Source organism: Caulobacter sp. (genome assembly GCF_039596335.1).
Taxonomy (GTDB): Bacteria; Pseudomonadota; Alphaproteobacteria; order Caulobacterales; family Caulobacteraceae; genus Caulobacter.
This window is the reverse complement of record NZ_JBCNJZ010000014.1, coordinates 22,396-41,414: the sequence shown is the minus strand read 5'-3', so window position 1 is coordinate 41,414 and position 19,019 is coordinate 22,396. Positions and strand designations below refer to the sequence as shown.

Sequence of the window (19,019 nt, the reverse complement as noted above, 5' to 3'; positions counted from 1 at the left end):
GATGAGGATCGAATAGCTGCTGTCGGCCGATGCAATCTATTCCGCGGCGAGTAGCACTCGCGCGGAATCGTCGAAGTCTAGGATCGGCTCCACCAAAGCGGAGGCAAGGTGGCTGACCACCGGCACTACAACGCCATCGCCGGCGACGTGATAGGCATCATTGTAGCGTGCGGGTAGCTTGTAGTCGTCATCCAGGCCCATCAGCCGGGCAGCTTCGCGCCCGGAAAGAAGGCGGGAGCGAACCTTGTTGCCGTCGACGACAAGAATGATTTGTCTTGAGCTTCCGCCGGCGGGCGTACGCAGGCAGCCGGCGACTTCATCGAACCGGACCTCGGCGCGTTGCACCTTCATTCCGCGGCTGTCGAGCCGCGTGCGCCGATAGACGCCGCCGACCATCCGGCGCCCCGCCTTTTTCGCCGCTTCGACCTTGGCGTGATTAACGGGGCTCATCATCGCCAGCAGCTTTGCGGTCTCAGCGCGCGTGTGCCAATCGACATCACCAGGGTGGTCCTCGATGAGCTCGGAGAACCGCGTCGGGGCGCCTTCCGGTTCGGGGAGAGCCCACCAGATGGCCTTTGAGCGCGTGGCCTCTGGCAGGGCGTCGTAGGCGGCGACAAGTCGTGGCGGCGACCAGGCCTGAGAAGGTTGATCCGAAACGAGCTCGGCGGGGACCGCAACCTCTTCGCGCACCGCGACGATGAAGAGGCGAGGGCGCGATTGAGCGACAAAGCGCTTAGCGTCGACCACCATGGCGCCGAACCGATAGCCGGCGTCGGCCAGCACCTGGCAGATCGCCGCAAAATCGCGGCCCTGATTGGAGGTGATGGCGCCGTAGACGTTCTCCAGGATCAGGGTCCGCGGCGCGCGTCCCTCGCCCCGGAGCGCTTCAAGCAGCGACCAGAACGGCCAGAAGGTGCCCGAGCGCGTGTGCTGCTCGGCATCGGCCGAGCCCAGCCCCCTGATCGTGCCGGCAAGCGAGAGGTCCTGGCAGGGGAAAGAGCCCCACACCAGATCAGCCTTGCCCGGCAGCTGCTCGGTTGTGACCTTTGCCACGTCGCCGCAGACCAAATGGTCGCCGCCCCAGTTGTCGCGGTAGACGGCCGCTTTCATCGGGTCGAAGTCGTTGGCGAAGGCGCAGCGCCACTGTTGCAGACCAGCGCGGGCCATGCCGCCGCCAGCAAAGAATTCGTAGAAAACGCGCGCGTCAGCGTCGGTCTGCGGCGCTTGGAGCGCCTCAACAGGGTGAGCCTGGTTCCTCGACGCGATGGATCGCTTCATGCCGGGTCCCTCTCAGATTCGTCGCAACGGCTAGACTAGTTCCACTTACGTTCCATTAACGTCAATAACCTTTAAGCACGAATCGTTGCAAAAATGCCCGCTCAGCGAGTTATGTTGCGATATGAAGCTGTTCGACATCGAGCCGGGGCAGGACATTGATCCTGCAAGGCTCTATCGACCTCACCGCTCAGAGGTCCAAGGCGAGGACGCCGCGCCCGGCGGCAATCAGCACTATCAAGACCTGCGCGCTTTTCGCTGGCCGGATGTCGCAAATGCGATCGCCGTTGAGGCTGGCCTGATCGCCCGGATCGAGGCGGCCGCCCAGCCTACGCAGGAAGAGGCACTGATCGTTGAGGAGCTCTGCCGCCTTGAAGACCTGTCGCCTGATCAAGCCTTGTATGGGCTCGACATTGGTGTTGGCTCCGCAGTGCTCACGGTTTCGGCCGCCGGTGCGACGCCGATCGCCAGCTGCAATGGCGGCGCGTTTGGTCACTTCCACCATGGGGCCAATCCGTTCGTGGCGTTCTACGCGCTGCCGCGGCGGATCCTGCCGATCATGCGATGGGCGCGACAGGCCGGGCTTCGGCTAGAGATCAACCCCGACGGCGTGGCTGTTCTGCATGCTCGCCACATCGCCGATTTCCTCGCATTTGCTAGAAGTGCGCTCGCAGAGCAGCAGTGAGGCCTAAAGGGTGACGGACGAGATTACCGCCAAGGGTTTTGAGATCGTCGAGGAGCCTCAAGCGCCCGCGACGCTCGAAGACGCGCTCTTGGCCTTTGCCGAGCAGCACGGCGTGCGCACCAAGGGGACCCTGTGTCTGCCCCTGGTGGTGACCGACCACGCGCGCTCCATGGGCATGCCGCTTGATCCGGCCAAGCTGCGCACCGGTCGAGAAGGCCAGGTTCTGGGTCTTGGGAAGGCCAAGGTGCAGACCATCCTCGGGCGTCACGGCATCACGCGGGTCCTGGCCGAGGAGGGCGGCCGCACCACGCGCGGATCGCTGGGCATGATGAGCGCCTATGTGAGTTTCCTAAACGCTCTGGCTGAAGGCGAGGCGTTTGACTTGGACCGCGTTGAGGCCTTCTGGATCGGTCGGGTTCGGCAATTCTTTGCGGCCAAACCGTTTGCGTTTCGCGTCGACCCGACGCTGAGCATCAGGTCCGCGCTGAGGCATTTGTTTGCTCAGGCCGAAGCGCGCCAGAAGGAGTTGCCCGGCACGATGGTGTTGGGCGCTATTCTGCAGCATCTCGTCGGGGCCAAGCTGGCTGGCGATTACGGCAAGCTTGTTGCGCACCATTCGGTCTCCACCAAAGACGAAGGCCAGGCGCGGCCGGGTGACTTTGATCTAGGGGATCTGGCGATCCACGTTTCTACGGCGCCAGGCGAGGCCCTCATCCGCAAATGCCAGGCCAACTTAGCCTCGGGCCAGCGGCCAATCATCTTCACGGTCGGGCGCGGCGTTGCGCTCGCCACAGGCCTTGCGGAGAACGCCGCGATCGGTGAACGCCTCGATGTGTTCGACATCGAGCAATGGCTCGCCGCTGACATCCTGTCGCGCCAGGGCGCGAGCAATGGTGAGCGCCTGGAGGTCATCCAGGCGCTGCTTGCCCGCTACAACGAGATCATCGATGCGGTGGAGACCGATCCTTCGCTGCGCATCGAGCTTGCGACTTTGAGCTCAAGATAGCCCTAGACGCTGCGGCGAAGGCGGTCGTGGTGGCCCGTGTAAAGTCACAGCTTCGAGCGCCTGTGCCCGCTCTGCCCGCAGATGGGCCAACGCGTCGATCATCGCGTGTATGAGATGGTCGAAATAGACGGCGAAATCATCGTGCGAAGTGGCGCTTGCCGCAGTGAGGTCGCGATTGATGTCCGCGAAAAACTCGTCGCCGGGCCCTTCGTATCCCCACTCGGCGGGCGCCCAGCGCAGATAGGCCGCGTAGTCAGAGCTCATGTTTTCGACCTTGGCCTCGGAGGCGTGCTTCTCGGCGTAGCTTTCCTCGGTATTGGCGCAGAAACCGACGCTCATGCCGTCATCCGCTGTCTGGAGACAGATCGCATAGAGCCGTCGCCCTTCGAGCGCGGAACTCAACATGTCGACGGCCGCGACCGCCGCCGCGCGAAGCTCTCCTGCTATTGCGGTCCAATCCACGCCAGCTGCCTTTCGGTCCAGGGAAGGCTAACATCCTAGTTCCCTCCGACAAGCTATCTCCCAAGGGGCAAGGGTTAGGAGGCGGAGACGGTCTCCCTATCCTAGGTGTTGAACGTCCGGTTCCTGGCGGTGCGACAACGGCAGAAACTGGCGCGTTGCTGCCTAGTGAAATCACTTTGGGACGTGGTGAAGCTCAGCCTACGGCCGCTCTGTTGCGAAGGAGGCGGTTCGCCCTGCGCTGATCGGCTCGAACGCTGGCGGCGCCCGCGCGATGGGCGAGGCGATCCGATTTGTATCGGATGTCGGCGCGAGTGAAACTTTTTTGGCGGGATTGTGACGGAGTTGCGTCCCCCGAAGTTGAAAAGGCCGCGAGCCTGTCAGCTATCGGGGATGCAACATGCGTAACAAGCTTTCGATCTATGGCGGCTGTTCGGCGACGGTGATCGCCCTGTCCATGGCCGCCACCTCGGTCGCAGCGGCGGAACAGGCGCGGGACTTCAACATCGCGCCGGGCGAGCTGGGCGGCGCCTTGAGCAGCTTCGCGCGCCAAGCCAACCAGGAGATGATGGTCCCAACAACGTTGGTGACTGGTCGCCGCACGGCCGGCGTGAAGGGCCGCCTGGAGCCTCGCGCGGCGCTGACCGCCTTGCTTAAGGGCACCGGATTGCGGGTCGGCTCGCAAGGCGCGATCCTGACCCTGGGGCAGGAGGTCTCCGCGGGCGAAAGCGCTCCGCCCGTCGTCACCGCGCGCAACGCGCCGTCGCTGCTGGAGAAGATCAGTTACGGCCAGGCTGGTGCGACAGCGCAGATCACGGCCGATCCCGCGCCCGAAGCCAGTGCGGCGCCGGCGCTGGTCGAGGAGGTGATGGTCACCGGCTCGCGGATCGTTCGCGACGGCTATCAGGCGCCGACTCCCACGACGGTGTTGGGCGCCGAGGCGCTGGAGCGCCGGGCGCCGACCAATGTCGCCGACTACATCAATCAGCTGCCGCAGATGGGCCAGCCGACCTCGCCGCGCACGACGACGCTGAGCGCCGGCACCACCGGCGGCGGCGCCAATCTGCTCAACGCCCGTAACCTGGGTCCAACGCGGACGCTCGTGCTGCTGGATGGTCGCCGCGTGGTGTCTGCCGGCCTCAACTCGGCCGTCGATATCAACCTCCTGCCGACCAACCTGCTGCAGCGGGTGGATATCGTCACTGGCGGCGCCTCGGCGGCCTATGGCTCCGACGCCGTGGCCGGGGTCGTCAATTTCGTCCTCGACACCAAGTTCACCGGCTTCAAGGGCTCGGCTAGCGCCGGCGTCACCGAGCAAGGTGACGCGGAGACCTACACGGCGGACATGGCGTTCGGCGCCAAGTTCGCCGGCGGGCGGGGTCATGTGCTGGTCAGCGCCAACTATTTCGAGGGCAAGGGCGTCGACTCCGTCATGAGCCGCGACTGGTATCAGCCCGGCTATCGGATGATCGCCAACCCGGCCTGGACCGCCACCAATGGTCAGCCGGGCCGCATCGTGCGCAACGACATCGGCTATGGCCGTGCGACCCCAGGCGGCCTGATCACCAGCGGCCCGTTGCGTGGCGTGATGTTCGGCGAGAACGCGCAGATCGGCCAGTTCACCTTCGGGCCGCTCCAGAGCGGCGACTACCAGGCCGGCGGCACGGTCGAGGACATCGCCCGTATCTGGCCGCTGTTGCCACCGGTCGAGAACTGGTCGGTCTATGGCCGGGCCAGCTACGAGCTGACCGACACCATAACCGCCGTCTTCGAGGCGTCGCGCGGCGGCTCCGACGCCTCCAACTGGTCGTCGCAGTACAACCGGATGGCCAACATCAATGTCAGCATCGACAACCCCTTCATCCCCACCACCATCCGTCAGGCGATGGTCGCCCAGAACCTGACTGGCTTCACCATGGGGCGCCTGAACTACGACCTGGTGACGCCCGGCGGTCACGGCGGGGAGGCCGGCTACTATCGTCGGCAGAACCGCTACCTCGCCGCCCTGGAAGGCCGCTTCCTGGAGACGGGCAAGTGGAGCGCCTACTACCAGCGCGGTGACAGCGACGTCTGGTACACGCGCGACAACAACCCGATCGTCGCGCGCTACAACCAGGCCATCGACGTCATCGCCAACCCGGCGACCGGCGGCGTGGCCGGCGTCGCGGCGGGACAAGCCATCTGTCGTTCGCAGCTGACCAACGCCGCCAATGGCTGCGTGCCGCTGAACATCTTCGGCATCGGCGCGCCGGGGCAGAACGCGGTCCGCTGGGTGCTGGGCGTCGATGAGGGCCTGCAGGCCCGTCAGGACCTCGATATCCAGCAGGACGTCTGGGCCGTCGACGCGCAGTACGAGCCCTTCTCGACCTGGGCGGGGCCGGTCTCGATCGCCGCCGGCTTCGAGTATCGCAAGGAGCAGTTCACCGCGAGCGCCGATCCGCTGTCGCTGCAATCGGCCTGGTTCACTGGCAATTTCAGCGCCTCGCGCGGCAGCTTCGACGTCAAGGAGGCCTTTGCCGAAACGCTGATCCCGCTGATCAAGGACGCGCCGTTCTTCAAGAGCGTGGACTTCAACGGCGCGATCCGCCGCACCGACTATTCGACCAGCGGCGCGGTCACGACCTGGAAGGGCGGCTTGACCTGGGAGGTCAATGACGACCTGCGTCTGCGCGGCACGCGCTCGCGCGACATCCGCGCCCCGAACCTCAGCGATCTGTATGCCGCCGGCACCGCCTTCCAGAACACCTTCGTCGACGCCAGCCGGCCGGGCGGTCCGACGGTCTCGACCTATACGATCAGCGGCGGCAACCCGAACCTGGTGCCGGAAGTGGCCAAGACCTGGACCGCGGGCCTGGTCTACCGGCCGGGCTGGCTGCCTGGCTTCAGCGCCTCGGTCGATTGGTACAAGATCGAGATCGGCAACGCGATCGTCGCCATCGGGGCTCAGCAACTGATCAACCAGTGCTACGGCGCTGGCGTGCAGCAAGATCCGGCGTCCTGCGCCTCAATCGTTCGTGTGCCGGGCAGCCAGGGCATTGAAGGCGCGACCATCTATATCGGCGGCGTCAACGCCCAGAAGCAGGCGGTGGAAGGCGTCGACTACGAAGTCTCGTACCAGGCCGACCTTTCCCGCTTCAGCGACAGCCTGAAGGGGGCGGTGGACCTGCGCCTTTTGGCCTCCAACACCCTGACCAACGAGACCGCCTTGGCCGGGACCCTGACCGACCAACTGGGCCTGCCCGGCACGATGAAGTGGAACGGTCTGCTGACCGGCACCTACAGCTATGGGCCCAGCCGCACGACGGTCTCGGTGCGCTATCTGGGCGGTGGCCGTCTCAGCAACTTCCCGACCACCAATGCTCAAGGTGTGGCCGAGGCTATCAACCACTTCGGCTCGGCCGCCTATGTCGAGCTGGCCCAGAACTACGACCTGAAGATCGCGGGGCGGACTGTCACCGTGTTCGGGGTGGTGGAAAACCTGCTGGATCGCGACCCCAATCCGATCCCCGGCCTATTCAGCGTCGCCTATGCCTTCGGCACGACCAGCCAGTACGACCTGCTGGGCCGGGCCTATCGCGTGGGGGCTCGCTTCCGGTTCTAGTCTTCCGTCGTCGTCTGCTTCCGGTGGAAACGCCGGAAGCAGACATGCCGTGTTTGTTTCCATGCGTTGGAGCGCGATAGAGCCCAGCCCCTCAGACTCGGTCCTGGCGCTCCGTTGGAAACAAAAAGATCGCCGCCCTGAAAAGGGCGGCGATCGCATATCTGGTCGTCGGTGAGGGGGCTTAGCGCGCCGCCCAGCCCTCGATCTCGACATAGAGGTCGGGGCTCTGCAGCGCCTTGATCTCCAGGGCGGTGCGGGCGACCGTGTTGGGGTTTGCCGGGGTCTGGAAGAATTCCTTGAAGCCGGCGTTGACGCCCGCGTAGTCGGCCTTGCCCAGCGCCGGGTCGGCCACGACGAAGATGTTCATCTTGACCATGTCGGACATCTTGTAGCCGTGCTTCTCCAGCACGCCCTGCATCTTCTTCAGGGTGCTGATGGTCTGGGTCTTGGTGTCGCCATAGCCCTTGGAGCGGTCGTTCGGGTCGAGCGGGGCGGCCGCGTAGCCGCCGATGATCAGCGTCTTGGCGCCTGCGCCCAGTTCGACGCTCTCCAGCAGCATCGAGCCTTCGCGGCCGTGCCGGACGACTTCCTGAGCCGAAACGGATGACGCCGCGCCCAGCAGGGCCAGGGCGGTGAGGGAAGCGGCGATGCGCATGGTCTGGTCTCTCCGATGAAGTGCGAGGGATGAAAGCAAACCGCCGCGTGCGAGCGCACGCGGCGGTGAAAGGATCAGGCGAGGGGAGGGGCGCGGCGGCTCACGTCAGGGCCGCGGCTTCCTTGGCGGCGCGGGCGCCGTGCTCGAAGGCGCCGCGCGCGTTCTGGGCGCCGTTCAGCTCTGAGTGGGCGATGATCACCCGGCCATAGCCCTTGGCGACGACCTTCAGCGGGCTGGGCTTGCCATCCTTGCCCAAGAAGAAGCCGGGCGGCTGAACGACGCGTGCGTGGCCCCAGCGGTTGATGACGATGCCGGCGATGTCCTTGGCGGGGTCGAAGCGGGTTCCAGCCAGGATCGTGGCCAACTGCTGGCGGATGATCCGCTCGTAGGTGGCGTAGGGCGTGCCCAACAGCTTGATGCGACTGGCGACCGTCTGGGCCCGAGCGTCGGTCCCCTCGGCCGGGTAGACGCCCATGTACATCGTGAAGATGGCAGGCTTATCCGGGTCCAGCGGTGGCGTCATGCCGTCCACCAGCATCGGCGTGCGGATGTTGCCGCTGAAGCCCAGCATGTTGACGTCGTCGAACCAGCGCAGCGCCGTGACGCCCTTGTCGTACATCGCGCGCCAATTGGTCAGGGCGACGTTCACGACCAGCGCCGGCCCGTGGATGAACTCTCCATAGGCAGTTTGGATGTCGTCGGGCATGTCGGTCAGCACCCGGCGGTTCACCCAGCCGCCGCTGGCCATCACCACGGCCTTGGCGCGCACCTGGTGCAGGCGGCCATCCTTCTCGTAGACCACCAGCACGCCATCTTCCTGGCCAGCCTGGCCGGTATGGCTGACGCGCACGACCGTCGCGCCGTGCCGAAGCCGGGTCGGCTGGCCGGGGCGGTCGAAGGCGGCGAAGTTGATCGGCTTGCTTTGAATGTCTGCGAAGGTGTTCTCGCCACCGATCGCGGCCGGGAACATCTTCTTGACCAGCGGCCGGATCAGGCCGCTGTTGCCGCCTGGGAAGGACATGGTCTGGCGGGCGTTGTTGGTCACGTAGCGGCTGGCCGCCAGGGCCGACACCGCGCCCATGCCCAGGCCGGTGAGCAGGGCGATGGGGGGACGCGCCACGCGTGTGACCACCGGATCGTAGCCCTTCACCACCTCGAGATAGTGGGCATAGCTCATGGCGTCCATCTGCTCGGGCGTCAGGCCCGAGGTCCCGCCAGCGTTGGACCGCCAGGCCAGGAGCTGGCGTCGCAGGTCCGGGGAGAACGGGGTGCGCGCTAGATCGTCGTCCCAGATGTTGCGCTCGAAGCGCGGCGCGGCGGCGCCGTCGAGGGCGTTGAAGTGGTAGCCGATGTCGACCAGGCGTTCGCCGAAGCCGTCCATGTTGGTGTAGTTGTCCCAGGCGAAGCGCAGCGGCTTGAACTTGGGATCGAAGCTGGCGAACTGGTATTCACGCGGCAGGTCCAGATCGTCGAACACCCGGTCCATGATCGCCCCCGAACCCTTGGCCGGCACGCCGAAGTCGTTGGCCGCCTGAGGACCGGTCAGGCGCACGCCATTGACCATGAAGTCATTCTGCTTGGACGCCCCGCCGAAGACCGGATGGTTCTCCAGGATCAGGCTGGTCTTCTTGCCGCCGGTCAGGTTGGCGTAGTCGAAGGCGGTCAGCAGGCCGGCCGGGCCGCCGCCGACGATCACTAGGTCGACCTGTTCGCTATCGTCGGCCTTGGGCAGCTCATCGAAGGTCATGTCGCGCACGCGGTGCGCGGCGTTGATCACCGCCTGGGTGTTGCCGTTCGACAGGGCATAGTCGCCCACGCCGCCGCGCCCGGTGAACGCATCGACCACGGGGCCTGCCGCCTCGGCCGCGTCCGCGTTCGTGGCGCAACCGCCCATCAACAGTGCGCCGCTGCCGGCCAGCATGCCGTTGACGACATCGCGCCGACTGATCGCGGCGGACATCCCCAGCCGCTTGTCTTCCGTCCTATTGCTCACCTGCGTCCCCGATGGCTGGTTCCTGAGCGGCGCCTGGCCGTCTCGTGACAAAAAGCTGGCCGCGTTCATCCGATCGGACGTCGACGGGCAGGGTGGTTTGAAGCGCGCCGACGAAGCCGGTCTGGTTGCCGGCCCGGAACATGCCGTTGATCCGCAGGTTGGCCACGGCGGGGCCGACGACGATCTTCAGGCGCGAGTAGCGGTTCATCTCGTCGGCGGCCTGGGCCAGCGTTTCGCCCTCGAAATAGATTTGGCCATCCACCCAGCCGATGGCCTTTTCGGGATCGACGGTCCGGATCACGCCACCGGTGGCGCGAGAGCTCTGCACGAACTCCTGGCGGGGCTTGAGCTCACGCGCCGCGGCGCCGGCTTGGGTCGAGCCAATGGCGACACGTCCCTCCAGAAGCGTGACGCGCAGGCTTTTCTGCCCCAGGCCGACATCGAAGATCGTGCCCAAGGCGGTCACCGTGCGGTCGCGGGCCCGCACCACGAAGGGGCGTTCGCGGTCCTTGGCGACGTGGAAGAGGGCGCGCCCCGACAGCAGCGTGACGTCGCGCCGCTTGGAACCGATACGGACCGCCAGATGGGTGTCGGAATCGAGCGTCACCGCCGAGCCGTCGGCGAGGACCACCTGGGTGCGTTCGTTGAGGGCGGTGCTGTAGATCTTCGCGCCCTGGACCAACGCCCAGGTTTCCGGACCGCGTGGAAGGTTCAGGGTCAGGCCAACCGCGAGCAGGAGCGTGGCCGCCAGGGCGCAGCCGCCGAAGGCCAGTCTGCGCCGAGCCGTGCGTCGTGCGCTGTGGCGCGCCGCGTCACGCAAGGCGCTCAATTCGGGAAGGTCGGCCTGGCCGCGAAGCGCCGACAGGGCCGCCTGCAATCGCTCGTCGGCCTGGCGATGGGCCTCGTCCTTGCCGAGCCAAGCCTGGAAGGCGGCATAGTCGCGATCGACAGCGTCACCGCGTCGAAGGCGCGCGTCCCACGCCGCTGCGGCGGCTTCGATCCTCTCGATGTCCGGGTGCATCTTCAAAGGACCTTCCTCAGGCGTTTGAGGAGATGGGCATTGGCCTTGGCCATCTGCTTCTCGACGGTGCTCAGGGACAGGCCCATGCGCCTGGCGATCTCAACCTGCGAGACGCCGTCGAAGTGGTATTGGCTGAAGACGTTGCGCACGCCGGGCGGCAGCTCGTAGAGCGCGGCGATCAGGGCCTGCAACGTTTCACGGCTTTGCAGAACCCGCTCGGGTGAGAAGCCGGCCGTGTCCTCAATGTCGAAATCCATCGGCCGTTGAATAATGAAGCCTCGGGTGTTGGCCCGACGCGCTTGATCGCGCAGCACATTGGCGGCGATCTGGAAGACGTAGCCTTGGACGTTTTCGACCGTCGCCAGGTCCTGGCGGGCCAGGCGTCCGAAGACTTCCTGCACCAGATCGTCCACCTCCTCGGTCGCGCGAACGCGGCGCTGGAAGAAGCGCTTGAGCGGACCGGAATATTCGAGCACGACCTGCTCGAGGGGTGTTTGCATGACCAACGCTGGCATGGAGGAGCCTCCCGCTGCGTAGGACGCAACAACGCCTCGATGCCGTAAGGTTTTTCTTCCTCAGCGCGCGATGCTGATCGCAATCGGCGCGATTGCCTCAAAGTTCGACAGCGGCCGTCCCGGCGCGTGTCGCCAGCGTCAAGGATCGAGGAGCGTGAAGCGGGCAGTGAACGTCGCGTTCCTGGAGCGATCGAAACGTCAGCTACTGGCGCTTAGTAGACCGCCCCCCTGTTATCTGTGGCTTCACCGCTGAAGCGGAAAGCGCCCAGCAGGTCGTCGGTGGCCTTGACGAATAGGCCGACATCGCTGCCCACCGCCACGAAGGTGAAGCCCATCTCGATATAGCTTTTCGCCAGCGCGCGGTCGGCGGTCAGGATGCCGGCCGCCTTGCCGGCCGCGCGCACCTTGTGGAACGCGTCCGCGATGGCGGCCTGCACTTCGGGCGCGCCCGGCTTGCCCAGGAATCCCATGGCGCCGGAGAGGTCGGCCGGACCGATGAACACGCCGTCGACACCTTCGGTGTTGGCGATGGCGTCCAGGTTCTTCAGGCCCTCCAGCGTCTCGACCTGGACCAGTACGCAGACCTGCTCGTCGGCCTTGGCGAGGTAGGCGGGCGTGCGGTTGAAGGCCGAGGCGCGGACGATGCCGCTGCCGACGCCGCGCGTCCCGTGGGGCGGATAGCGGCAGGCGCGAATCACCTGGGCCGCCTGCTCGGCGGTGTCGACCATTGGGACCAGCAGGGTGGTGAAGCCGATGTCGAGGTACTGCTTGATGATCCAAGTCTCGCCGACCGGCACGCGGCCGACGGCGTGGACATTGTGGCCCGAGATCGCCTGCAGCTGGGCAAGCTGGCTGGTGATGGTGTTGGGGCCGTGCTCGCCGTCCAATAGCAGCCAGTCGAAGCCGGCGCCGGCGCACAGCTCAGCGACTAGGGGGCTGGCCAGGGCTTGCCAGAAGCCCAGCTGCAGCTGGCCTTCGCGCAGGGTGGCCTTGAACGGATTGGGGGTCACGAGAACCTCACGCTGATCGCGCCCATCGGGCCGTAGTCGGCATGGAAGGTGTCGCCGGCACGGGCGGGCACCGGGGCGGTGAACGAGCCGCCAAGGATGATTTCGCCGGCCTCCAACCGCTCGCCGTGCGGGGCCAGCTTGCGGGCCAGCCAGGCCGGGCCGTTCCAGGGGTTGTTCAGCACCGCCACCGCGACGCCCGACTCTTCGACGACGCCGTTGCGATAAAGGGCGGCCGAAACCCGGCTGAGGTCGAAGTCCATCGGGCGCACCGCGCGGCCGCCCATGATCACCGCCGCGTTGGCGGCGTTGTCGGAGATGGTGTCGAACACCTTGCGGGTGGTCTTGGTGGCCGGATCGACCTGCTGGATGCGGGCGTCGATCAGCTCCAGGGCCGGCACCACGTAGTCGGTGGCGTCCATGACGTCGAAGATCGAGCAGTTGGGGCCTTCCAGCGGCTTGCCCAGGATGAAGGCCAGCTCGACCTCGATGCGCGGAACGATGAAGCGGCTGGCCGGGGTCTCGGACCCGTCGTCGATAAACATGTCGTCTAGCAGCACGCCGAAGTCGGGCTCGCTGATATTGGACGAGCGCTGCATGGCCTTGGAGGTCAGGCCGATCTTGTGGCCCTTCACCGTGCGGCCGCGCGCCAGCTTCTGGGCGACCCAGGCCTTCTGGATGGCGTAGGCGTCGTCGAACGTGATGTCCGGCTCGGCCATGGAGATCTGCGGAATCTGCTGGCCGCTGGTTTCCGCCGCGTCCAGGCGGCGGGCGTAGTCTTCGATTAGGGTCTGGCTGAGCACGGCGGTCTCTCTCAGGCGAGTCCGCCGAAGCAGACATATTTGACGGACTGGTATTCGGCGAGGCCCTCGGCGGCGCCTTCGCGGCCGTAGCCGGACTGCTTGACGCCGCCGAACGGCGCGGCCTCGCTGGAGATCGCGCCCTCGTTGACGCCGACCATGCCGACCTCAAGACCTTCGGCCATGCGCCACATGCGGGCGTGGTCCTGGGTGCAGACATAGGCGGCCAAGCCGTAGTCGGTGTCGTTGGCCAGCCGCAGGGCCTCGGCCTCGTCGGCGAAAGTCTGTAGCGCCACGACGGGGCCGAAGATCTCTTCGCGCGCGATGGCCATGGACGGGCGCACGGCCTCGACCAGGGTGGGCGGATAGAAGCAGCCGGGACGGTCCAGTCGCTGGCCGCCCAGCAGCACGCGCGCGCCCTCGGCGACGGCGTCGGCCACCAGGCTCTCGACCTTCTCCAGGGCGCGGGCGTTGATCAGCGGGCCGATGTCGGCGGGACCCTCGGCCGGCGCGCCGACGGTCATGGCTGCGAGGGCGAGGATCAGGCGCTGGGTCAGCGCCTCGCGCACGCCGGCCTGGACATAGACGCGGTTGGCGGCGACGCAGGCCTGGCCAGCGTTGCGGAACTTGGCCTTCATCAGCGCACGGACGGCCTGGTCCAGGTCGGCGTCGTCGAAGACGATGAACGGCGCATCGCCGCCCAGCTCCAGCGAGACCCGCTTTAGCGAGGCGGAGGCGCGGTGAGCCAGCAGGCGGCCGACCTGGGTCGAGCCGGTGAACGAGATCTTGCGCACCCGGCGGTCGTCCATCCACGCCTGGCTCAGCGCCGGGGTGCTGCTCCGCGAGGCCGGGGTGACGTTCAGGACGCCCGGCGGCAGGCCTGCCCTCAGCGCCAGGGCCGCGGCGGCCAGGGTAGTCAGCGGCGTGTCCTCGGCCGGCTTGGCCACCACCGTGCAGCCGGCGGCGAGGGCAGGGGCGGCCTTGCGGGCGATCATCGCGAACGGGAAGTTCCACGGCGTGACGAGGGCCACGACCCCAACCGGTTCGCGCGTCGTCACCGCCTTGCGGTCGGCTGTGGCGGGGGTCAGCACGTCGCCGGAGGGGCGCTTGATCTCCTCAGCGTACCACTCGATGTACGACGCGCCGTAGGCGATCTCGTCGCGGGCTTCCTGCAGCGGCTTGCCGCTTTCCCAGGCGATGATCTTCGCCAGGTCCTCGCGCTGGGCGAGGATGGTGTCGAACCAGGCGCGCAGCAGGGCCGAGCGTCGGCGCGGCGGCGTCGTGCGCCAGGCCTGGAACGCGGCCTCGGCGGCGTCGACGGCGGCGCGGGCGGTGTGGGGATCTACGTCGGAGACCTCGCCGGCGGGCAGGCCCGTGGCCGGATCGGTGGGCGCGAAGGTCGCCGCGGTGTCGACCCGCTGACCGCCGATCAGCGCGCGACCGTCCAGCAGTTCGGGGCGGTCCAGCTTCAGGAGGCCGCCAAGCAGTATGGTGCTCATCGCCCGAACCGCTTGTGGATGGTGTTGTGGCGATAGGCGCCTTGCTCGTCGACCTCCTCGACGTACATCGACAGGGCCGTGCCGCGCTCGTCGAAGACCGGCGCCAGGTGGTCCTTCGCGATGTCGAAGAAGGCGTCGAAGAACGCCTTGCGGAATTCCGCCGGGCGACCCTCGCCGATCTTCACCGTGATATGGACGAAGGCGTCGTCGGCCGCGCCGTCGGCGATCACATACTCGTCCAGGCGGATGGCGCGCACGCGGATGGCGCCGATCGGGAACACCCCGTCGCTGTCGCGGAACTTGGCCGCCAGCTTGGCCAGCAGGCCGGGGATGTCGCCGCGGGCGTCCAGGTTGCGGGTGTATTCGACGGTGCAGTGGGGCATGTCAGGGCTCGACGATGTCCATGACGCCCACGGTGCAGCCGACCGCGAACTGCGGGATCGGGCCGTAGAACTGCACGTCGCCTTGGCCGCCGGCGCAGGCCGCCAGGGCGATGAAGGTGCGGATCTCGAAACCGCCCTGGCCGCCGTCGCGATAGGTCTCGGCGTCGGTATAGGCGGTCAGGGCCGCGCGGTCGTTGCGCGCCCAGCGATCCAGGAAGTCGCGGTCCCAGGCCTCGTTGATCTTCCCGGAGTCCGGGGTGGCGGGCCAGTGCGAGATGCCGCCGGTGGCGATCACCGCGATGCGCTCGGGGACCTTGTCGCAGGCGCGGCGCAGGGCCTCGCCGAACGCCCAGGCGCGGTGCAGCGGCGTCAGGGGCGGGCCCTGGCAGTTGATGTTCACCGGAATGATCTTCAGCCCGTAGTCGGGCGTCAGGAAGTGCAGCGGCACGGAGATGCCGTGGTCGAAGCGCCACTCTTCGGCGAAGGCCACGTCGACCGTCTGCATCATCTCGGTGATCAGCCGCTTGGAGAGGTCGGCGTCGCCTGGGATGTCGTCGCGGCGCTTGATCTTCAGCCAGGCCTCGTCCTCGATCGGCCCCTCATAGACATCGGCCATGCCCATGGCGAAGGCCGGCATGTTGTTCATGAAGAAGTTGGCGAAGTGCTCGGCGGCGATCACCAACAGGGCGTCGGGCTTGGACGCCTCCAGCTGCTCGCGCATGCTTCCCAGCGCCGCGAAGAAGGCGTCGCGCACCACCGGATCGGCGGTTTCGGGGCGGGCGGTGATGCCCGGGCCGTGGCTGGTCACGCCGGCGAAGACAAGGCTCATAGTCCGGCGACCTTTTCGTCGAGAGAACTGGTCATGGCGTAGACGCCGGCCCGCACGGGGCCGTGGCGGCGTACGCCCTCGCGCATGGCTTCCAGATAGTCGGGCCAGGCGAAACCGCAGAAGGCGGCGAAGTGCATCAGGATCTGGCCGTTGACGCCCAGCACGTACAGCAGGCCGACGTCGTGAGCCGTCATCGCCTGACGCTCCTCGTCGGTCAGGCGATAGCCATCCAGCACCGGCGCCGGATCGGCCTTGAACGCCGCTTGCAACGCCGGATCGCGGTTGAGGGTGAACAGCAGCTTCTGCAGGGCGTACAGGCTCATGGCGGGATCCTTAGACGCCCCACTTCGGGATCGGGTGCGAGCCCAGCGAAACGCAGACGTTCTTGATCTCACAGAAGGTCTCGAAGCTGTACTCGCCGCCCTCGCGGGCGACGCCGGAGTCCTTCACGCCGCCGAACGGCTGGCGCAGGTCGCGGACGTTCTGGCTGTTGATGAACACCATGCCAGCCTGGATGCCGGCGGCTAGGCGGTGGGCTCGGCCGATGTCCTGGGTCCAGATGTATGAGGCCAGGCCGTAGCGGACGTCGTTGGCCAGGCGCAGGCCATCGGCCTCGTCCTTGAACGGGATCAGGCAGACCGCCGGGCCGAAGATCTCCTCCTGGGCCACGCGCATGGCGTTGTCGACGTCGGCGAAGACGGTTGGCTGGATGAAGTTGCCGTTGGCGACGCGGTCGGGCAGGCCGGCCGGGCGGTCCAGGCCGCCGGCGACGATGCGCGCGCCTTCCTGCTCGGCCAGGGCGATGTAGCCGGTGACCTTCTCCCAGTGCTGGCGGGTGATCATCGCGCCGACCTGGGTGTGATGATCCTGCGGGTCGCCGACGCGGATCTTCTTGGCCCGTTCGGCGAACTCGGCGACGAACTTGTCGTAGATGGTCTCCTGGATGAAGATCCGCGAACCGGCCGTGCAGCGCTCGCCGTTCAGCGAGAAGATCGTGAACAGGGCCGCGTCCAGCGCCCGCTCCAGGTCGGCGTCGTCGAAGATCAGCACGGGCGACTTGCCGCCCAGTTCCAGCGACAGCTTCTTCATGCCCGCCGTCTCGGCGATGCGGTAGCCGGTCGAGGTGCCGCCGGTGAACGACAGGGTGCGGATGTCCTTGTGCCGGACCAGCGCCTCGCCGGCCGTGCGGCCATAGCCGTGCACCAGGTTGAACACGCCCTTGGGCACGCCGGCTTCCAGCAGGATCTGGCCCAGGCGGTCGGCGGTGAGCGGCGACAGCTCGCTCATCTTCATCACCGCGGTGTTGCCCAGCGCCAGGCAGGGGGCGGTCTTCCAGGTGGCCGTCATGAACGGCACGTTCCAGGGCGAGATCAGGCCGCACACGCCGACGGGCTGGTACAGCGTGTAGTTCAGCATCTGGTTGTCGACGGGATAGCTGCGCCCGTCCATCCGCGTGGCCACCTCGGCGAAGAAGTGGAAGTTGTCGGCCGCCCGCGGGATCAGCTGGGCGCTGGTCTGGTGGATCGGCAGGCCGGTGTCTTCGGTCTCCAGCCGCGCCAACTCGTCGATATTGGCCGTGATCAGGTCGCCGACCCTGCGCATGATCGCCGCGCGCTGCTTGGCGGGCGTGCCGGCCCACTTGGGGAAGGCTTCCTTGGCGGCCTCGACCGCCTGGGCGATCTCGGCGGCGTCGCCGGCGGCGACCTCGGCGATCGCCTCCTGGGTGGCGGGGTTGTAGGTGACGAAGCGCTCGGCGCTCTCGACGGCCTTGCCGTCGATCAGGTGCTTGATCGTGCTCATGGGTTCTTCTGGTCTTCGGCGACGAGGGTGTTGGTGAGGGCGCCCACGCCCTCGATGTCGGTGGTCACCGTGTCGCCGGGTTGCAGGTAGACGACGCCGTGCGGCGTGCCGGTGAGGATCAGGTCGCCGGGATTGAGCGTCATGAAGCCGCTCAGGAAGGCGATCAGCTGGGGGATGCCGAAGATCATGTCGGCGGTGTTGCCGTGCTGGACCTCGACGCCGTTGACCAAGGTCCGCAGCGCCAGGTTCATCGGGTCGGCGACGTCGTCGCGGTCGACCATCCAGGGCCCGATCGGCGTGCAGCCGTCACGGTTCTTCACCCGCAGATTGGGCCGGTAGTAGTTCTCCAGATATTCCCGGATCGCGTAGTCGTTGGCCACGGTGTAGCCGGCGACGTGGTCATAGGCGTCCTCGGCCCGGATGGACCGGCCGCCGCGACCGATCACGACCGCCAGCTCGCACTCGTAGTGCATCTGATTGGCGTCGGCGGGCCGGCGCGTCGTGGCGTTGTGGCCGATCAGGGCGTTGGGGCCCTTCAGGAAGACCAGCGGCTCGGTCGGCGGCTTGAAGGCCAGCTCAGCGGCGTGGTCGGCATAGTTCAGGCCCAGGGCGAAGATGGTCTTCGGCTCGACCGGCGGCAGCCAGGTGACGGCCTCGGCGGCGACCTCGCGGCGGTCGGCCAGGCGCAGGCTCTGGGCGTCGGCGCTGACGACGGCCTCGTGGACGCCGCCGTTCCAGGCGATGCGGGCGCGCCTCATTGGGCCTCTCCCTGGAGGGTGACTTCGAGGGCGCCCAGGCCCTCGACCGAGGCGGTGACGACATCGCCGGCCCGTACGAAGGCGGGCTCGGGATTGAGGCCGACCAGCAGGGCGTCGCCGGCGGCGAAGGTCATGAAGCGGCTGATCTCGGCGACCAGTTCAAACACCGGCCGCTTCAGGTCGGCCAGCGACCAGCGGGCGGCCTCGGCGCCGTTGACGGTAGTGACGATCTCCGCCGCGTCTGGATCGGCCAGCGGCGCGATCCACGGACCGACTGGCAGGAAGCCGTCGCGGCAGCGGGCGGTGATGGCCGGGCGGTGCAGATTCTCGTGCGGCACGCAGATGTCGAGCGCGATGGCGTAGCCGCGGATCGCGCCGGCGACATCAGCCGCCGCAGCGTTGGCGACCGTGCGTTCGAACACCACGGCCAGGGTGGCGTTGGCCTCCAGCGACTCGACGTCGGCCGGGATCTCGACCACGCCGCCGCTGCGGTTGAAGGTATTGACGGGCTTTATGTAGAGCACCGGCGCAACCGGCGGCTTGGCGTAGGGCGCTTGCTCGAGGCCGGCGCCCAGGCGCTGCAGGTGACGGCGCGAATTCAGCGCCACGCCGTAGACAGTCCCGTCCAGCGGGCAGGCGAGGCGGCCCTGGGCGGCCAGTTCGGCGGCCTGCGACGCGGCCAGCCACTCCAGATTCCGACTTCCTTCGCGGACCGCGAAAACCCTGTGCATTC

18 protein-coding genes are annotated in these 19,019 nt (G+C 67.2%); 3 read left to right on the top strand and 15 right to left on the bottom strand.

From position 1 onward, the window contains the following. Positions 1 to 36: 36 nt before the first annotated feature. Positions 37 to 1,278 carry a DNA cytosine methyltransferase gene (locus ABDW31_RS23400; RefSeq protein ID WP_343699692.1) on the bottom strand — a complete coding sequence of 414 codons (1,242 nt, stop codon included), beginning with the start codon at positions 1,276 to 1,278 and terminating at the stop codon, positions 37 to 39. Positions 1,279 to 1,399: 121 nt separating this feature from the next. Between ABDW31_RS23400 and ABDW31_RS23395 the strand changes: the two genes are divergently transcribed. Together ABDW31_RS23395 and ABDW31_RS23390 are read left to right on the top strand one after the other, a co-directional pair. Further along, positions 1,400 to 1,960 carry a hypothetical protein gene (locus tag ABDW31_RS23395; protein ID WP_343699691.1) on the top strand — a complete coding sequence of 187 codons (561 nt, stop codon included), beginning with the start codon at positions 1,400 to 1,402 and terminating at the stop codon, positions 1,958 to 1,960. Between the two features lie 10 nt (positions 1,961 to 1,970). Further along, complete coding sequence (locus ABDW31_RS23390; protein WP_343699690.1) at positions 1,971 to 2,966, top strand: DUF4928 family protein; 996 nt, start codon at positions 1,971 to 1,973, stop codon at positions 2,964 to 2,966. On the opposite strand, the gene ABDW31_RS23385 is transcribed toward ABDW31_RS23390, so the two are convergent. Then, on the bottom strand, positions 2,958 to 3,428 hold the full coding sequence (locus ABDW31_RS23385; RefSeq protein WP_343699689.1) for a DUF4303 domain-containing protein: 471 nt from the start codon (positions 3,426 to 3,428) through the stop codon (positions 2,958 to 2,960). The genes ABDW31_RS23390 and ABDW31_RS23385 overlap by 9 nt on opposite strands. Positions 3,429 to 3,825: 397 nt before the next feature. Here ABDW31_RS23385 and ABDW31_RS23380 point away from each other — a divergent pair, with 397 nt between their 5' ends. Further along, positions 3,826 to 7,026: a TonB-dependent receptor gene (locus ABDW31_RS23380; RefSeq protein WP_184721666.1), complete on the top strand. Its 3,201-nt coding sequence runs from the start codon at positions 3,826 to 3,828 to the stop codon at positions 7,024 to 7,026. A 181-nt stretch (positions 7,027 to 7,207) separates the two neighbouring features. Here ABDW31_RS23380 and ABDW31_RS23375 read toward each other — a convergent pair whose 3' ends face one another. The 13 genes from ABDW31_RS23375 to ABDW31_RS23315 all read right to left on the bottom strand — a co-directional run bounded on the left by ABDW31_RS23375 (position 7,208) and on the right by ABDW31_RS23315 (position 19,017). Next, entirely contained in the window at positions 7,208 to 7,681 is a 474-nt protein-coding gene (locus ABDW31_RS23375; RefSeq protein WP_184721664.1) for a Rid family hydrolase, read from the bottom strand. A 100-nt stretch (positions 7,682 to 7,781) separates the two neighbouring features. Beyond that, positions 7,782 to 9,674, bottom strand: coding sequence for an NAD(P)-binding protein (locus ABDW31_RS23370; RefSeq protein WP_184721662.1), 1,893 nt, complete (start codon positions 9,672 to 9,674; stop codon positions 7,782 to 7,784). After that, positions 9,664 to 10,695, bottom strand: a complete 1,032-nt coding sequence (locus tag ABDW31_RS23365; protein WP_184721660.1) for a FecR domain-containing protein — start codon at positions 10,693 to 10,695, stop codon at positions 9,664 to 9,666. The genes ABDW31_RS23370 and ABDW31_RS23365 overlap by 11 nt, the downstream gene beginning before the upstream one ends. Before the next feature lie 2 nt (positions 10,696 to 10,697). Then, on the bottom strand, positions 10,698 to 11,210 hold the full coding sequence (locus ABDW31_RS23360; protein WP_184721658.1) for a sigma-70 family RNA polymerase sigma factor: 513 nt from the start codon (positions 11,208 to 11,210) through the stop codon (positions 10,698 to 10,700). Between the two features lie 212 nt (positions 11,211 to 11,422). Beyond that, entirely contained in the window at positions 11,423 to 12,220 is a 798-nt protein-coding gene (locus ABDW31_RS23355) for an HpcH/HpaI aldolase/citrate lyase family protein (protein ID WP_343699688.1), read from the bottom strand. Next, the gene (gene hpaH / locus ABDW31_RS23350; RefSeq protein WP_343699687.1) at positions 12,217 to 13,020 is read right to left on the bottom strand and encodes a 2-oxo-hept-4-ene-1,7-dioate hydratase; all 804 of its coding nucleotides are present in this window, start codon (positions 13,018 to 13,020) and stop codon (positions 12,217 to 12,219) included. Before hpaH ends, ABDW31_RS23355 begins: the two co-directional genes overlap by 4 nt. Before the next feature lie 11 nt (positions 13,021 to 13,031). Next, positions 13,032 to 14,516 carry an NAD-dependent succinate-semialdehyde dehydrogenase gene (locus ABDW31_RS23345; RefSeq protein WP_343699686.1) on the bottom strand — a complete coding sequence of 495 codons (1,485 nt, stop codon included), beginning with the start codon at positions 14,514 to 14,516 and terminating at the stop codon, positions 13,032 to 13,034. Next, positions 14,513 to 14,899, bottom strand: coding sequence for a 5-carboxymethyl-2-hydroxymuconate Delta-isomerase (locus ABDW31_RS23340; protein WP_343699685.1), 387 nt, complete (start codon positions 14,897 to 14,899; stop codon positions 14,513 to 14,515). Before ABDW31_RS23340 ends, ABDW31_RS23345 begins: the two co-directional genes overlap by 4 nt. 1 nt (position 14,900) lies before the next feature. Continuing rightward, positions 14,901 to 15,728 (bottom strand): extradiol ring-cleavage dioxygenase, encoded by an 828-nt coding sequence (locus ABDW31_RS23335; protein ID WP_343699684.1) that lies wholly within the window; start codon positions 15,726 to 15,728, stop codon positions 14,901 to 14,903. Then, a complete protein-coding gene (locus tag ABDW31_RS23330) occupies positions 15,725 to 16,051 on the bottom strand; it encodes an aromatic ring-opening dioxygenase subunit LigA (RefSeq protein WP_343699683.1) in 327 nt (108 codons plus the stop codon). The genes ABDW31_RS23335 and ABDW31_RS23330 overlap by 4 nt, the downstream gene beginning before the upstream one ends. A gap of 10 nt (positions 16,052 to 16,061) precedes the next feature. Beyond that, on the bottom strand, positions 16,062 to 17,528 hold the full coding sequence (hpaE, locus tag ABDW31_RS23325) for a 5-carboxymethyl-2-hydroxymuconate semialdehyde dehydrogenase (protein ID WP_343699682.1): 1,467 nt from the start codon (positions 17,526 to 17,528) through the stop codon (positions 16,062 to 16,064). Next, a complete protein-coding gene (locus ABDW31_RS23320) occupies positions 17,525 to 18,286 on the bottom strand; it encodes a fumarylacetoacetate hydrolase family protein (protein ID WP_343699681.1) in 762 nt (253 codons plus the stop codon). The genes hpaE and ABDW31_RS23320 overlap by 4 nt, the downstream gene beginning before the upstream one ends. After that, complete coding sequence (locus tag ABDW31_RS23315) at positions 18,283 to 19,017, bottom strand: fumarylacetoacetate hydrolase family protein (RefSeq protein ID WP_343699680.1); 735 nt, start codon at positions 19,015 to 19,017, stop codon at positions 18,283 to 18,285. The genes ABDW31_RS23320 and ABDW31_RS23315 overlap by 4 nt, the downstream gene beginning before the upstream one ends. Between the last annotated feature and the right edge of the window lie 2 nt (positions 19,018 to 19,019).